The sequence below is a fragment of the Hyphomicrobium sp. D-2 genome (assembly GCF_029872155.1).
In the GTDB taxonomy this organism is placed as follows: Bacteria; Pseudomonadota; Alphaproteobacteria; order Rhizobiales; family Hyphomicrobiaceae; genus Hyphomicrobium_A.
On the sequence record NZ_JARXLA010000003.1, the window covers coordinates 445,107 to 459,446 of the forward strand.

Below are 14,340 nucleotides of genomic sequence, written 5' to 3' on the forward strand. Positions count from 1 at the left end.
TAAGCACATTTTCGGCACACGCTAGCGAGACACCGCCAGTTAATTCGGCATACGGCAGCAAACCGGTTCTTGTTGAACCCGAAAGTCGATGGATTCCCATTCCGCGCATCAACGAGATGACAGCTGTTGGCTGGACTGCGGATGGCGCACCCGTCGCGGCAGAAGGGCTGAAGGTGTCGCGGTTTGCTGATGGCTTCATCCATCCGCGTTGGGTTTACACGTTGCCAAACGGCGATGTGCTGGTAGCAGAAGCTTCCAGCTTGCCGCTGTCCAACAAGGGATTAGTAGGTTCGGTGATGGAGCACGTGATGCGAAATGCTGGCGCGGTGCAGGAGACTAGCCCGGATCGCATTGTGCTGTTGCGTGACGCCGATGGTGATGGTGTTGCGGAGAAACGCGAGATCTTCCTTGAAGGCCTGCTCCAGCCTTTTGGAATGGCACTCCTCGATGGCCATCTTTATATTGCCAACACCAACGCGCTTGTGCGCGTGCCCTATACTGACGGAGACCTTACCGCCGCAGGGCCGCCCGAAACAGTGGCAGCATTGCCATTCCGCGCTGATGACAATGGTCATTGGACGCGTAACGTGATTGCTTCTCCGGATGGCTCGCGCCTGTTTGTGACAGTCGGGTCTATCAGCAATATCGCTGAGCAGGGCATGGATATCGAACAAGGGCGTGCCATGATCTACGCCGTAAATCCTGCAACTGGCACACTCACAGAATATGCCACCGGATTGCGCAATCCGAACGGCATGGGTTTTGCGCCTGGCACAAATACGCTTTGGACTGTCGTTAATGAGCGCGACGGCCTTGGAGATGATCTTCCACCGGATTATCTGACATCGGTAAAGGAGGGCGGGTTTTACGGCTGGCCGTGGGCATATTGGGGCCGCGCCGATCACCGTTTCAAAGCCGATGAGATTCCTCCCGGCACGATTGAGCGAACGATCCGCCCCGACTATGCATTGGGCGGTCACACAGCCGCGCTTGGTCTGGTTTTTAATGACAAGCCCGCACTAGGACCCCAATGGCAAGGCGGCGCCTTTGTTGGTCTGCATGGTTCATGGAACCGGCGCGAGCCCAGCGGATATCGCGTGATCTATGTGCCGTTTACGAACGGTCAACCAAGCGGAATGCCGGTGGACGTTCTCACGGGCTTCCTTGATGCTCAAAGTAACGCAATGGGACGTCCAGTAGGTGTGGACATTGCTGGCGATGGCGCGCTTTTGGTCGCCGACGATGTCGGCAAGGTCATTTGGCGTGTCGCTCCGGCTATGGCCCAATAGCTGTCAAAGGTTGGACCGCTGACATTCGCGCGCGGAGTGGTGATCCGCCCCCAATGAATTGGTCCGCCTCGAAGTAATGGTTTCTCCCTAGAGGAGGACCTCAGGTGCCGAAGAAGACCTACAAGCCGGAAGAGATCGTCGCGAAGCTGCGGCAGTCAGATGTGATCGCGCAAGGCAGCAACATCCCCGATGCCGGAAGTGTTCGCGGCGATCGCTGGTGGTCTTACTCGCAGGCTGCGCCAGCCGACCGGAAAGTGTTATCGCGGCGAGCGAAGGGCAAGCGGTAATTGAGGGCTCGAAGACCATCCGACTTCGAGCCCTGGTTGTTACCTAGTTTGGTCGGGTGTTTTAGAAGGCTTTGAGGCTTCAGGAGCTGCTTGCGAGTCTTGCTCGCGATCGTCCTTGCCCATGCCCTTAGGTTCTATTGATTCCCGGCCCACGCTAGCAGGCTTGTCGGTGCCATCCTTATTGGTCTCCGGCGCCTTTTTGTCTGTGGGTTGCTCCATACTGCCACCGGCCAATACCGGCGACCCTGCTAAAAGCGCACTAGCGACTGCGATACCAATAATCCGATACATTGATCATCTCCTTGAGCTGTTGTCGTCCCCACTTTGGAAACGCCAACTGCCACTCGCGGTTGCACGGTTTTTTGTATCGAATTCGTTTGGGCCTTTGCGCAGCGTTCAGCTCAGGCTGCGACGTCGTACGAACGGAATCACGCGATGCTCATGCTGCACCGGCTCCGACTCTTCAGCCACGTCATACGCATGTCCGTCTCTACTGAACCGATCAGCTGCCAAGATCGCTTTTGTCTTTGAACTAAATCGGGCAAGTACGATGCCGCTGCCACGGCGCGAGACTCGCCAATACTTGTCTGGCTGTTGCTCACTCATCATGATGCTCCTGCGTTGCCGCATGGCATCGACACATACAGTTTCGAGCGTCAGGTATTTTTCGCGTCAATGCTTGTTTATCTGATGCTCAACTCCTCCAGACCTCATAAGTTCATTTGTGGATTCAGCTTTGGTCACAATCCACCTCTCTCTCCGCCAGCATCATAAGAATCATCGACAGCTTTGGGCGAGCAATCGACAGATCCCGATATTTCGTTACACGAATGGATGGCGCCCCGTAGGGAAGGTGTTTATTTCAACGAAATCATTGCGGTACTAAGCACACCTTCCGACAGAATCTCGCACTGCTTCTTATAGTGCAGTTTGGCGTTTCCCAACCCGACGGGTGTGAAGGCCATCTCCCCTGCACTTGCCGCATCACCACCGACCACTGTCGCAACGTCCCATGAGCTGACGTGGACGCTCGACCGCGCTTGCTCTGTAGTGTGGACCAGAAGATGTCCGCTTCGGAAGGTTGAATAGCCGTGGCGTTGATCACGTTAAAGGTCGTCGATGCCCGCCCCACTCCATCGAGGCGTACACGACGCGATCTTTGATTGGCGAGGCTCACGCGTTCAGTTTGCATCAGCGGACCGCAGGTTTCGTCGCCGCCAGAGTTGGGCCGAGGGGTTCCTTGATCGTATCGGCGCTTAGCTGGCGTCGTCAGTCGGGGCTCCATCATCTCCTTGTGTCTGCACAGATTGAAGGTTCGCGCTTGACGATGCCTCGCCGGCTTTCTTCACCCTCTTGCTAATCCGGCGCTGCTTAGGAGGCACTTTTGCCTTTAGCTTCGCAGTCTGCTCCTCGTGCACAAACGAGTTGTGAATGAACCGTTCGAGCGTGGTCATCATGGTATCGACCTGCTCGAGCGTAGGCTGCCATCCGCGATGCATGGCGGCGTTGCCCGCCTCTACCATCGTCGTGAGATCGGATTCTTCGTAGGTTCCGATCCGACCCTGAACCTTCAGCGCGCCAATCTTCTCTTCGAAAGATATCGTAGGGTCGATCCCCAGCTTCGACACAGCAACGTCGAACGCTGTACGTACGCCGCTAGCCGCGAGAATGAGGAGGTCGTTATCGATTGCGGTATAGAGGCTCTCGACAAGCCGGTATAAATCGCTCTCCGCAGCGAAAAACCAACCGCCAAACCATTTAGGACGATCTCGCTTCGAAAGCGACGGGTAGTATTTGAATCTAGCGACCGGCGTGAGCTGGCCGTCGTAATCCTGTTCTACGTCCTCGGAGAAAAAGGACTCGTGCTGATAGTACACCGTATTGCAGCCGCGACACTCTAAGAGACGATACGTGTCGCCTCCGAAAACACCGGACCTTTCGTCATCGTACTGGCTCTTTATCTCGCCTCGTATGTCGGCCCATTTGTCTCGACCACACAGTGGACATTCCCCTTTGACGCGCTCGTCGGCGTTGGTGTTGTCGGACATGCGATGCTCTATTAATGCTGCCAGTTGCAATTGCCTTGGGAATATGCGCGCTCCGCGATCCAGGGCACGGTGCCCTTACTGCGAATGCCTGTAATCCTCGCCTAGCCCGGCAACGTTCTCGTCTTGATCATCTTGTCAACCGCGTCGTGTAAGATCACGGGATAGTGCATCGCGCGGCCTTTCGCCTTCGAAGACGTCATCCGGGCAACAGTTCTGATATTGCCGTTGTAAACTCGTTGCCAACGATCTTTTCCAATTCGCTCAGCGGGCGCTTGCGCCTCTCGTTCATGGTCTTTGCCGATGATTCCGGCTCAGGCCGTATTCGCCTCCCGCACGTCGAACAGCCCTGGCACGCTTTCGCGTGCGGGCGGCGCGACGACAAATTCGACAAGACCTTTATTGCGCAGGAAAGGCGCCTCCTGCAGGCGCTTGCGCAGATTGAACATGCGCTTTTCCGCCTGCGTCAGGAAGCTGGAGTATAGCAGAGGGCGGATGCGGACCTGCCGGTCGCGCTCAGTGAATTCGCTCGCCTCGGCGGCCTCGACGAACTCGCCGAGGACGAAGCCGGTGATGAGCGTGCCGTCGGTAACGAGACCCTTGGAGATCAACTCCTTCACGTACTTCCACACCTGCTGCTTCGCGTCGGACCCGAGAACGAGGCCCGGCTTCTTGAGCTCGACGACCACGAGCCGCGATGTTCCGGTCACGTTGTGCGTTTCCGGATCGAAGGCGGGGATGGCGTAAAAGCCGACCGTGCTATCCGGCGTCATCACGAAGTCGGGCCGGTTACGGCTCGCCGCAACATCGACCTTAAACAGCTTCTGGATGACCGTCGTCATCGTCTCGTTCGAGGTGAACTCGATGCTCTCGAATTCCGGCCCGAATATCCACAGCGCGTTGCCGAATAGAGGCTGCAGTTCCTGCACCTCCTTGATCTGTGGGTTCGCCGTGGCGATGCGGATCTCCTCGATGATCCTAAGGCGCCCTTCGATCTCATCGAGCGCGACCTTCGCTGTGCGCACGGTCCACTTCGCTAGGATGTCGTTCAGCGCGTCGATGTCGCCGGGCGGAAGACCGCTCAGCTTTTCGAGCAGGCTGTACTGCGACTGCGCGCGCTCCATGTTGGCCATCAGCCCCATGAGTTGATCGACCTGCGGTTCGCTGATATTCGGGCACCGGTCCACGATCTCGTCGAGCAGCGCGTTCCAGCGCTCTCGGCTCAGCGGCGGCAGCTTGCGTACTTCTTCGCTGTGCGTCTCCCGCACCGTGTTCTTGGCGGCGGCGCGCCGCTCCGTCGTGATGTCGCGGATAACATCGACGATCGTGTTCTGCAGCGGGTCCTTGGCTTTCTGCCACTCGCCGCTCTCCGGCTTGAAACCCGTCCAGTCCGGCAGCACCGCCGGCATCAGGAAGTCCGCCTCGACGACGAACGTGTAGCGCTTAGCTTCCTCGGTGCGCCCGTCCAGCAACTTCTCCTGGTCGATCCAGCGCCAGTTGCAGTCGCCTACGAGTCGGCGGTTGACCCACCACGCGACGCCGTGCTGCTTGGCGGTGCGGTCAGTCTTCTGGCTGTCGATGACGCGGATCATGGCGGTGCCTAGGCCGTCAATAGTCACGGGAATCTCGCGCAGGGACTCCTCGGGAATGTCGGCGAACGTAACGCGCACGCCATTGACCGAAACAGCGAACTCCGGGTCCATCAAGAAGCGGGTACTCAGGAGCGCGCGCACGTCTTCGTCCGACAGCAGGACCGACTTCAGATGCACGCCGGAAATGATGCAGCCGTGGCCGTCCGTTTCTTTGGACTCTCCGATTTGCTTCACGTCGAACGGCTTGCCGGTGGCAAAGCCCCTTGAAATCTCGAACACGACCAGCTTCCCGTCGCGCCACGTCGTGACGCGGTAGGGATCGGAGAAGTAGAAGCCCGCGAAACGACCCTTTCCGTTCCTGCCGAACACGCGGCGCGTCTTCCTGCTGGCAAGGTCCGGCGGCGGCTGCACCGTCTCGCCGCCCTGCGATTTGATGCGGTCATAGGCGAAGGTCCGCCACCTGACATCGACCTCGGCTTCGGTCATGCCGATGCCGTTGTCTTCGATGCGGAAGGGTGTAGCGTCGTCCGGCCATGTGACATCAACCTTCGTCGCGTACGCGTCCCAGGCGTTCGCGACCAGCTCGACGAGGGCGACCACGGGATCGCGCATGATTTGCCCAGCGTAGTCTTCCAGGAACCGGTCTTCGAACAGGGTTCCTTGTCCGGGCGGGCTCGCTGCCTTCCGGGCCATATTCACTCCATCGTCTTCCAAGCCCCTTTTCTACTCAGAATCCGAAGGGTGGGCGATGCTCAACTGCATTACGTAAGCAGATATCAACGGCCCTCTTTCTGGCCGCCCGTCCTGGTGGGGGCGTGTGTCGTCGGCCTATACTTTGCTTTCGGCGCGACATCACTGGGCTCTATCCTGCCAGCGCCGCGCTAGGCCGCGACCTGAGCCGCGTTCTCGTCGTAAAATCGTACGCAAGATCTTCCCCGGTCAAAGCGGCTCACTCGGTTGACTATTCAGATGTCCGTTAATCGAGGTATCGCGACCCCATATTGAAGTCGATCGCTCGGTTGAGCAGGGAGGGCGTCCGAGGTCCGCAAACTCGGCATTTCGACCGATCCGCGTATTAACCGCAAACTGAGACGCCGAGCACATCCCGCTCGCGGGGGAAAGCGCTGCGTGCAAGGCGTCGTATAGCCCAGCGAGGAATGCGGTGGGCTGCCCAGGTCCACCTTAGCCACTGCATAAGAACCTGGGCACGTTGTCAATCTGAGCTACGATCGCTGCTAAATGCCTGCGTGTGCAGCGACGACGCGTTACGAATGAGCGTTACGATTCATAGCGCGGCTCAGCGTGAGCGGCGAAACCTGCAGAGTTCTGGCGAGTTCCCCATGCCGAATCTCCCCCGAAGCTAAAGCAACGGCGGCGTAGAGGATGTCGTCAGGAGTCAGTTAGGCGGCTGTCCTAAACGCCGCCCACGGTTGCGTGCTGCCTCGATGCCTGCACGCGTTCGCTCGGCTATTAACGCGCGTTCGAACTCCGCGAGCGCACCCATCATGTGCATGAGCAGCCGCCCACTAGGCGAGCGTGTGTCTATGGCTTCTGAAAGTGAGACGAGCCCAATGCCCCGTTTGTCCAGGTCTGCGGTGAGGGTGATCAGATGGGCCAGGCTACGTCCAAGGCGGTCGAGCTTCCAGGTCACCAGCGTGTCGCCTGCTTTCAGCTGTCTGAGAGCTCTCGCTAGGCCAGGGCGGGTACTTATGGCGCCCGACACTCCAAGATCCTCGTAGATCTTTTGGCATGCCGCTCGACGCAACGCATCGAGCTGAAGATCGAGATTTTGATCGTCGGTTGAGACGCGCGCATAACCAACTCTCATCGTTCGGCACCTCGGTGATACGGCGCCATCGCGCCCTTCAGCGCGTCTAACAAAAAGGGAGGTTTTTGAAGGTAAACGGATTGCGATGCGGAGGATGCGAAAAAGGCCATGATCGGGAGGTTATCGCATCGTAACCAACCCGTCAGAGAGCTGCACAATAAACGTCCCTTTTTGATCGCGACGCGGATCTGTGGAAGATCAGGTTGTCTTCGCCACGACAGGTACGCGCATGTCAGCTGCAGGCCGGCAGCCGATCACAATAAGCAGAGCCGAGCTGTATCAGGCCGTGTGGGCAGAACCCATGAGGCGGCTGGCAGCAAAGTTCGCCATCTCGCCGCAACGTCTAGCCAAGATTTGCGAGCAACTTGAGATCCCGGTTCCACCCCGTGGCGAGTGGGGGAAACTACCTGATGCGACCAACAAACCCGCGCTCAAGGCACCTGGACGTTCGATCGCTGAAACGATCACGATAACTTCCACCCATGCCAAGTTTACGCCCGGTGGGCGAACCAAGAGCTATGACGGGACAAATGCGCCGGTGGAGTTCGTCCACCCGGCAATAACGGATTGGCTGGCGAGTAGCGAAACCCTCGCACGCCGCCCCTACGCACGTTCCCTCGGGAAAGAGGAGACGGTCACGAGATACCGAAAAGAATTGTGCTTCCTCGATAGGCTGTTTCACGCCGCGGAGAAAAAGGGTTTGTGGCCCGTTATGAGTGATTTTGATCGCATTCAATTTCAGTCTCAGGGCGAGCGTATCAACTGCGTCCTGAGCCAGCGCAAAGCTTATGTCCAAAATGGCGCTCTTCGACAATTTAAGCGAACCAGCGAACTCATCTTCCACGTCAACCACAGTTTGCCGCCGCGGCTTGGTGGTCTGCTGAATTGGGCGGAACAGAAGGATGGTCAACTTGAGAAGCATATCAGCGCGATAGTCGATGCGCTCTTAGAATGCGTGCCGGTGATTGCTGAAGATCGCGTCCGGAGTGAAGCGGAGGCTGAGCGCCGAAGAGATCAAGCGCTCAAGGCTGAGCGCGAGACGCAACACCTCCGTCGCGAGCAACTCCGCCGTCAAGCACTGCTCGTCTTGGCTGAGCGCCACCGCTCTGCGCAGGCGTTGCAAGAACTCATCGTGCGGATGGAACGTGAAGCAGAGGATACGTCTCGTGTCGTCGATGGCCAGACGATCACCGATTGGCTGGCATGGGCACGCCGCCAGCTGGTGCTTTCCGATCCACTGTCGAAGGGGATTGCGAACCTCTTTGAAGAGGTGGCTGCATCCGCGCATGCCAAAGATTAGACGGGCCGCGAAAGCCCGCGGTATTACAAAAAGTATTACAAAAGCTATCGCGGGGTATCACAAAAAGTGTCACAAAAAGTATTACAAACTGGCTCTTAGTCGGCGCACTGGTCAAAATTATAGAGTAATATCAATAACTTAGCACGCATTTGTGGCTGGGGGACTAGGATTCGAACCTAGACAGGCAGAGTCAGAGTCTGCAGTCCTACCATTAGACGATCCCCCAAAGCCGGGATCAACGGCAATTGCCGTCGGAGCGGCGCGTATAACAGTTGCTTCGCGCGCCCGCAAGCGATGAAACGGCATTTTCCTCCACAGCGCGTCGTGATGCGCGCCTGCTGCCTCGCTCGGTGCCTTTTTGTGACGGTTGACGCGACTGCTCACGGCTAGGGACGGCTATGTGCATCCATCCCGAGACCCTCACGCGCATCTTCGATCCCGAGATCCTCGCGCACCGGCAGCAGCGGCGCGGTTTACGGCCGTGGGCTGGACGCATGCAGCACTTAGGGCTGTGGGGCAATCCCCACGCCGCCGCTTGGGGGATGCCGCCCGGTCCTGCGAATGCGTCTGGCCTGCGCGGCCCCTGTGAAGGCGGGCTGGCCGGTCCAGCCCTGCTTTCGCTCCGCCCATGCTATTGAAATTAGCAGATAAGTTCCGCCGCTTGGCTTCAGAAAGCCGCTGACGGCAGAAGCCGCGGCCCAGCACGCTTTACTGTTTACCGATAGCTGCTAGACTGGCAGCAAGTGTCGTCCAGAAGACGCCTGATGACGCGGGCAGGGGCAATCGTCCTCGCCGTATGCCAGGCGCTGGAGCTATGAACGTGCAGGGCTATCCCGACGAGGGAGGCGCCGATGATGCGCCTTTATCTTTAGACGGCGAAGACAGGCGTCCTTCGGCCGCCGCGCCGTCGCGCGAGATCCCGGCTGTAAGGTCGCATCCCGACGCTTCGCGCCACCGCCACGACGGTTCCATCGACCCATACGTGCGTGACGGCGCTCTCTATTCCAATCCTGCGGCTTCCTCCCTGCCTCCACAGGGGCGCAACGGCAAGCGTGGTGCGGAGGTTCGTCCGGGCGCCCGCAACGGAGCGGATGCAACCGGCGGCGGTGCAGGGGCTGCCGAGCGCGACACTGACGCTGCACATGAATTTCAGCACAGCCGGCCGGATGGCGTGTATGGCGCCCTCGATCTGGGCACCAACAACTGCCGCCTGCTGCTGGCGCGGCCCTCGCGCCGGGGCTTCCGTGTCATCGATGCTTTTTCGCGCATCATTCGTCTGGGCGAAGGAATGGCGCAGACGGGCCAGCTCTCCGAACCCGCCATGACGCGTACGCTGGAGGCGCTCAAGGTGTGTGCCGCCAAGCTTGGCCGCGCCAATGTGCGTCGCTCGCGGCTGGTCGCGACGGAAGCGTGCCGGATCGCGAAAAACGGCGACGAGTTTCTGCAGCGGGTGCGTGACAAGGTCGGGCTCGAAATAGAAATTCTGACCCCCGAGCTTGAAGCACGCCTTGCGGTTTCGGGCTGTGCGGCGCTGATCGATGCAAGCTGTGATTATGTGCTGGTGTTCGATATCGGTGGTGGTTCATCCGAGCTTATTCTGCTGGATCTGACCCGCCGCGGGCGCCAGCGCGACCGCCGATTTGCTGGCCGGCTCGATGCGCAGAATTGCATGGTGGCATGGACGTCGCTGCCGGTTGGCGTTGTCACGCTGGCGGAGCGGTTCGGCGGACGCGATGTGACGCCGGATGCCTTCGAGGCCATGGTGGCGGAGGCAGGCCGATTTCTGGTCAACTTCGAACAGAAGCATAACGTGGCGGCGCGGCTTGCGGGGCGGCGTATCCATATGCTCGGCACGTCGGGCACGGTCACCACGGTTGCGGGCATACAGCTTGGCCTGCCGCGTTATGATCGCAACCGGGTGGACGGGTGCTGGCTTGACGTCGGCGATGTGCGCGAGGTAACCGCCGATCTGCTCGCGCGCAGTTATGAGCAGCGAGTGGCCGAGCCCTGCATCGGGCGCGATCGCGCCGATCTGGTGCTGGCTGGCTGCGCTATTCTGGAAGCAATCCTGCGTATGTGGCCGTGCGAGCGCCTGCGGGTCGCCGATCGCGGCCTGCGCGAAGGAATTCTTACAACGTTGATGGTGGAAGATGGCGTCCTGGCGCCGTTGCGCCGTCGCCGTCGACCGATCTGAGCGCCGCTGAGGCGCAGAAGGCTAGATGCAATGACAACTAAGCGTAGCGGTGGCCAGAAGAGCGGTGGCCAGAGAGGCCCTGGCGGCGGCCAGCGGCAGATGCACGTGAAGCTGAAGACGGCGCGCAAGCATAGCCCCTCGTCGCAGCGCTGGCTGGAGCGGCAACTCAACGACCCGTATGTGTCGGCCGCCAAGCGTGATGGCATGCGTTCGCGCGCGGCATACAAGATCATTGAGATCGACGAAAAATATCGACTGCTGAAGCCCGGCGCGACGGTGGTGGATCTTGGCGCAGCGCCCGGCGGCTGGAGTCAGATCGCGGCGGAGCGGGTGCAGTCGATCGGCGATGGTCCGGGGCAGGTGGTCGCAATCGATTACCTCGACATGGAGCCGCTGCCCGGCGTCGAGGCCATCAAGCTCGACTTCACCGATGAGGGTGCGGAGGACACGCTGCGGTCCATGCTGCGCGGCGGACGTGCCGACATCGTGCTGTCCGACATGGCGGCGCCCACCACCGGTCACACGCGCACCGACCACTTGCGCATCATGGCGCTGGCGGAATCGGCGGCCTACTTCGCCTGCGATGTGCTGAAGCCGGGCGGCGCGTTTCTGGCCAAGGTGTTTCAGGGCGGCACCGAGCGCGATCTGCTCGACCTGCTGAAGAAGCGCTTTGCCAAGGTGCATCACGTCAAGCCGCCGGCCAGTCGCGCTGATTCAGCTGAGCTGTACGTGCTGGCCACAGGCTTCCGTCCGGAGAATGACGCGGCCGACGATTGATATCTGGTGCCCGCAACTGCGTTGCGGCTCAGCGTGCGTGCGCAGGCAACGCCGACAGCGCTTCAAGCATCACGCCGTGAAACTGCTCCGGCGCTTCGACATGGGGCGAATGGCCGAGGTCCGGAAACGGGATCAGCCGTGCACCTTGAATGCGCTCTGCGGCGGCGGGGGCCAGTGCGGTATAATTGCCAAGCGCCTTTGCATCTTCCGGCGACGCGCGATTGCGGCCGATGGCGGTTGTGTCCTTCAGGCCGATCAACAGCAGCGTCGGCACCGCGATGCGATCAATCTCATGGATTACCGGCTGGCTGAGAATCATGTTCGATGCCAGCGCCTGATTCCAGGCGACGAGGTCGCCATCCTTGCCTGCGTACATCGAAGCCAGCATGTCGACCCAGCGGTCATAGTCCGGCTTCCAGTGGCCGTCGTAGTAGACCTTCTGCTGGTAAGCCTTGATGCTTTCGCGCGTGGTTTTGAGTTCGCCCGCATATAGCTCGTCAACCGTCGACAGGGGCACACCCTTGGCCTTCCAGTCCTCCAGTCCGATCGGGTTGACCAGCACCAGCGCGCCGGTCTGCTGCGGATACATCAGCGCATAACGCATCGCCAGCATGCCGCCCATGGAATGGCCTATGACAATGGGGCGCTCGATATGTAGCGCTTGCAGCAGCGCATGGGTATTGGCTGCAAGCTGGTGCAGGCTGAATTGATAGGCGCGCGGCTTGGCCGAGCGGCAGAAACCGACCTGATCGGGGACGATGACGCGATAGCCCGCCGTACTCAGCGCCTGAATGGTTGTTTCCCACGTCGCGCCGCAGAAGTTCTTGCCATGCAGCAGAACGGCCGTTTTGCCATTGGCTTGCCCGGATGGTGCGACGTCCATGTACGACATCCACAGATCCTGCTGCTGCGAATGCAGTTCAAAACGCGCGACGGGATAGAGGTATTCGAAATCGGCAAGATACGGATCGGCGCGCAGCGGCTGCGCGATCAGGAACGCTCCACAAAGGATGCCCAACCCAAACATCAGCCATGTGCAAACCGCACTGTGCCATGGCCGCGTATGCGCGAACGTGGCCAGACACGCGGCAGGGTGAGGGGCGAACAGCTTGGTAGCGGGCTTTTCCAACAGAAATTTCCTTTGCTAGCGTGCGTGTAGGTGACGGCGCCTTGGCCCTTGAAAATAGTTCAGGGCAAGGAAAGTTCAGCCCAATTTCTTAACCTCCACGCAAGCTGCGCGCGCGAGGTTAGAGCTGCACTCAGAATTCTTTTGTGTTTCCGATGTGTGGCTCAGGACAGGTCCGCAGCAATCGGATAGAGTGCTCCATGCGCTCATATTGAGGTCCACGGTATGCATCATCCGTGTCTCGTTCGGTTCGGTTTGGCTGCGATCGCGTTCGCCATCGCACCTTTATGTATAGCGTATTCGCCCATTGCAGATTTTGGCACGGTGTCAGCTTCGCCAGCCGATGAAGCTATCCATGCCTTCATTGCGGAAGGCGACGCCGCATCCGAAACCGACCAAGGCGACACCTTCGCTGTCGGGCCGCAGCAGGCAGTTTCGTTCGGCGACGGAGAAGGCGACAGCTTTGCCATCGAAAGCATTTCGCCGGACGATAACGTCATCACCGTACTGTTGCGCCCGATGGGTGAGGAATGCGTGTTCCGTTTCCAGATCGGCGTCGGGCGTGCGGTGCAGCTGCGCTCCGGCGCGCCATCTGGCCAGTCGATGATGTGCAAGGCAACGCTGCATCCGATCAAGACGGATGGTGCTGCGGAATTCGGCGCCGAATGTAGCGAAGCCAAGGTTTCCCACGATCGCAAATGTCCGGCGGGGGATGACACCGCGTCGGTCGACTATCCGCAGCGCTGACGACAGGGGCCGCCCCATTCGCCGAGAGGCTGGTGAAGGGGCGTCTCTGTTTGCGCAGCGCCACTCCTGAAGGCTCAGCGCTGGGCGGTGGCTCTCTCCGCCAATTTGCCGCCGTCTCAGTGGGCGGGCGCACCCTTGCCGGTCACAGCCCGTCCGAGACCGACAAGCAGCATCATGACGCCGCCCACCGCCAGACCGACAATTCCAGATCCAATCGCCGTCACCAGCCAGTGAATGACGCCATTGCCAAATGCCAGTGCGGCGCTCACCGCATCGGCTGCGTGATGAATAAAGTGCTCGACCTGCGGGTAGCCGAATTCGGCCAGCCCATGCACGATGATGCCGCCGCCGACCCACAGCATGGCCAGCATGCCGATGATGCTCAGCAACTCCAGGAACGGTGGCATGCCGCGCACCAGCGCCCGCCCGATCGGCCCCGAGATGGCGCCGTTGCGCTCAACCAGCCGTGCGCCGATGTCGTCAGCCTTCACGATCACGGCGACGACGCCATAGACGCCGACGGTAATCAGAATGGCGACAGTGGCCAGCACCAGCGCCTTGGTGAACAGATCCGGCGCGGTAATCGCTGCTAGCGCGATGGCCATGATCTCGGCCGAGAGGATGAAGTCGGTGCGGATGGCGCCACGCACGCGCTCTTCCTCAAGCGCGGCCTGTCCCTTTTGCAGATTGGCCACCAGCTTGAGGCCCTGCACCGCCTTGGGCGGGCCGGTCAGCATGTGGTGCACCTTCTCGAAGCCCTCGAAGGCCAGATAGATGCCGCCGAGCATCAGGATCGGCGTGATCGCCTGCGGCAGAAAATAGCTGAGCAGCAGCGCCGCCGGCAGCAGGAACAGCAGCTTGTTGGTGATGGAGCCCTTGGCGATGCGCCAGACGATCGGCAGCTCGCGCTCGGCTGATAATCCGGTAACGTAGCGCGGTGTAACGGCGGCATCGTCGATGACGACACCGGCAGCCTTGGCGCTGACCTTCGCCGCCTGTCCCGCCGCATCATCCAGCGTTACGGCCGCGACCTTGGTCAGCGCCACGACATCGTCGAGTAACGCGAGAAGACCGCCGCTCATGCTGAAGCACCCACCTGTAAAACCTGACCCCGTATCCCTTCGGCGCTGGTCGGCAGCAATTGCCGGCCCGCCA

At 60.1% G+C, this 14,340-nt stretch carries 12 protein-coding genes and 1 tRNA gene; 6 read left to right on the forward strand and 7 right to left on the reverse strand.

What is annotated here, in order from left to right:
* Positions 1–116 precede the first annotated feature (116 nt).
* Complete coding sequence (locus QEZ49_RS07920) at positions 117–1,289, forward strand: sorbosone dehydrogenase family protein (RefSeq protein ID WP_280385770.1); 1,173 nt, start codon at positions 117–119, stop codon at positions 1,287–1,289.
* A 104-nt stretch (positions 1,290–1,393) separates the two neighbouring features.
* Positions 1,394–1,576: a hypothetical protein gene (locus QEZ49_RS07925; protein ID WP_280385772.1), complete on the forward strand. Its 183-nt coding sequence runs from the start codon at positions 1,394–1,396 to the stop codon at positions 1,574–1,576.
* Between the two features lie 39 nt (positions 1,577–1,615).
* Here the strand turns inward: QEZ49_RS07925 and QEZ49_RS07930 are convergent, their stop codons facing one another.
* The 4 genes from QEZ49_RS07930 to QEZ49_RS07945 all read right to left on the reverse strand — a co-directional run bounded on the left by QEZ49_RS07930 (position 1,616) and on the right by QEZ49_RS07945 (position 7,041).
* Positions 1,616–1,867 (reverse strand): hypothetical protein, encoded by a 252-nt coding sequence (locus QEZ49_RS07930; protein ID WP_280385774.1) that lies wholly within the window; start codon positions 1,865–1,867, stop codon positions 1,616–1,618.
* Positions 1,868–2,832: 965 nt separating this feature from the next.
* The gene (locus QEZ49_RS07935) at positions 2,833–3,624 is read right to left on the reverse strand and encodes a DUF4145 domain-containing protein (RefSeq protein WP_280385776.1); all 792 of its coding nucleotides are present in this window, start codon (positions 3,622–3,624) and stop codon (positions 2,833–2,835) included.
* Positions 3,625–3,935: 311 nt separating this feature from the next.
* Positions 3,936–5,906: an ATP-binding protein gene (locus QEZ49_RS07940; RefSeq protein ID WP_280385778.1), complete on the reverse strand. Its 1,971-nt coding sequence runs from the start codon at positions 5,904–5,906 to the stop codon at positions 3,936–3,938.
* A gap of 703 nt (positions 5,907–6,609) precedes the next feature.
* Complete coding sequence (locus QEZ49_RS07945) at positions 6,610–7,041, reverse strand: recombinase family protein (protein ID WP_280385780.1); 432 nt, start codon at positions 7,039–7,041, stop codon at positions 6,610–6,612.
* 301 nt (positions 7,042–7,342) lie between these two features.
* On the opposite strand from QEZ49_RS07945, the gene QEZ49_RS07950 reads away from it, so the two are divergent.
* Entirely contained in the window at positions 7,343–8,341 is a 999-nt protein-coding gene (locus tag QEZ49_RS07950) for a hypothetical protein (RefSeq protein ID WP_280385782.1), read from the forward strand.
* Positions 8,342–8,493: 152 nt separating this feature from the next.
* On the opposite strand, the gene QEZ49_RS07955 is transcribed toward QEZ49_RS07950, so the two are convergent.
* Positions 8,494–8,567 (reverse strand) — tRNA-Gln (locus tag QEZ49_RS07955).
* Positions 8,568–9,161: 594 nt separating this feature from the next.
* On the opposite strand from QEZ49_RS07955, the gene QEZ49_RS07960 reads away from it, so the two are divergent.
* Positions 9,162–10,535 (forward strand): Ppx/GppA phosphatase family protein, encoded by a 1,374-nt coding sequence (locus QEZ49_RS07960; RefSeq protein WP_280385784.1) that lies wholly within the window; start codon positions 9,162–9,164, stop codon positions 10,533–10,535.
* Positions 10,536–10,565: 30 nt separating this feature from the next.
* Positions 10,566–11,312, forward strand: coding sequence for an RlmE family RNA methyltransferase (locus tag QEZ49_RS07965; RefSeq protein ID WP_280385785.1), 747 nt, complete (start codon positions 10,566–10,568; stop codon positions 11,310–11,312).
* A 28-nt stretch (positions 11,313–11,340) separates the two neighbouring features.
* Here the strand turns inward: QEZ49_RS07965 and QEZ49_RS07970 are convergent, their stop codons facing one another.
* The gene (locus tag QEZ49_RS07970; protein WP_280385787.1) at positions 11,341–12,441 is read right to left on the reverse strand and encodes an alpha/beta hydrolase; all 1,101 of its coding nucleotides are present in this window, start codon (positions 12,439–12,441) and stop codon (positions 11,341–11,343) included.
* 321 nt (positions 12,442–12,762) lie between these two features.
* On the opposite strand from QEZ49_RS07970, the gene QEZ49_RS07975 reads away from it, so the two are divergent.
* Entirely contained in the window at positions 12,763–13,185 is a 423-nt protein-coding gene (locus QEZ49_RS07975) for a hypothetical protein (RefSeq protein WP_280385789.1), read from the forward strand.
* Between the two features lie 116 nt (positions 13,186–13,301).
* Here the strand turns inward: QEZ49_RS07975 and QEZ49_RS07980 are convergent, their stop codons facing one another.
* The gene (locus QEZ49_RS07980) at positions 13,302–14,267 is read right to left on the reverse strand and encodes a DUF808 domain-containing protein (protein WP_280385791.1); all 966 of its coding nucleotides are present in this window, start codon (positions 14,265–14,267) and stop codon (positions 13,302–13,304) included.
* Positions 14,268–14,340: the final 73 nt, after the last annotated feature.

Bases quoted from the DNA above. Each gene is read 5' to 3' on its own strand.
- QEZ49_RS07920 (WP_280385770.1), top strand. From the start codon at position 117: ATGACAGCTGTTGGCTGGACTGCGGATGGCGCACCCGTCGCGGCAGAA.
- QEZ49_RS07930 (WP_280385774.1), bottom strand. From the start codon at position 1,867: ATGTATCGGATTATTGGTATCGCAGTCGCTAGTGCGCTTTTAGCAGGG.
- QEZ49_RS07935 (WP_280385776.1), bottom strand. From the start codon at position 3,624: ATGTCCGACAACACCAACGCCGACGAGCGCGTCAAAGGGGAATGTCCA.
- QEZ49_RS07940 (WP_280385778.1), bottom strand. From the start codon at position 5,906: ATGGCCCGGAAGGCAGCGAGCCCGCCCGGACAAGGAACCCTGTTCGAA.
- QEZ49_RS07945 (WP_280385780.1), bottom strand. From the start codon at position 7,041: ATGAGAGTTGGTTATGCGCGCGTCTCAACCGACGATCAAAATCTCGAT.
- QEZ49_RS07950 (WP_280385782.1), top strand. From the start codon at position 7,343: ATGAGGCGGCTGGCAGCAAAGTTCGCCATCTCGCCGCAACGTCTAGCC.
- QEZ49_RS07965 (WP_280385785.1), top strand. From the start codon at position 10,566: ATGACAACTAAGCGTAGCGGTGGCCAGAAGAGCGGTGGCCAGAGAGGC.
- QEZ49_RS07980 (WP_280385791.1), bottom strand. From the start codon at position 14,267: ATGAGCGGCGGTCTTCTCGCGTTACTCGACGATGTCGTGGCGCTGACC.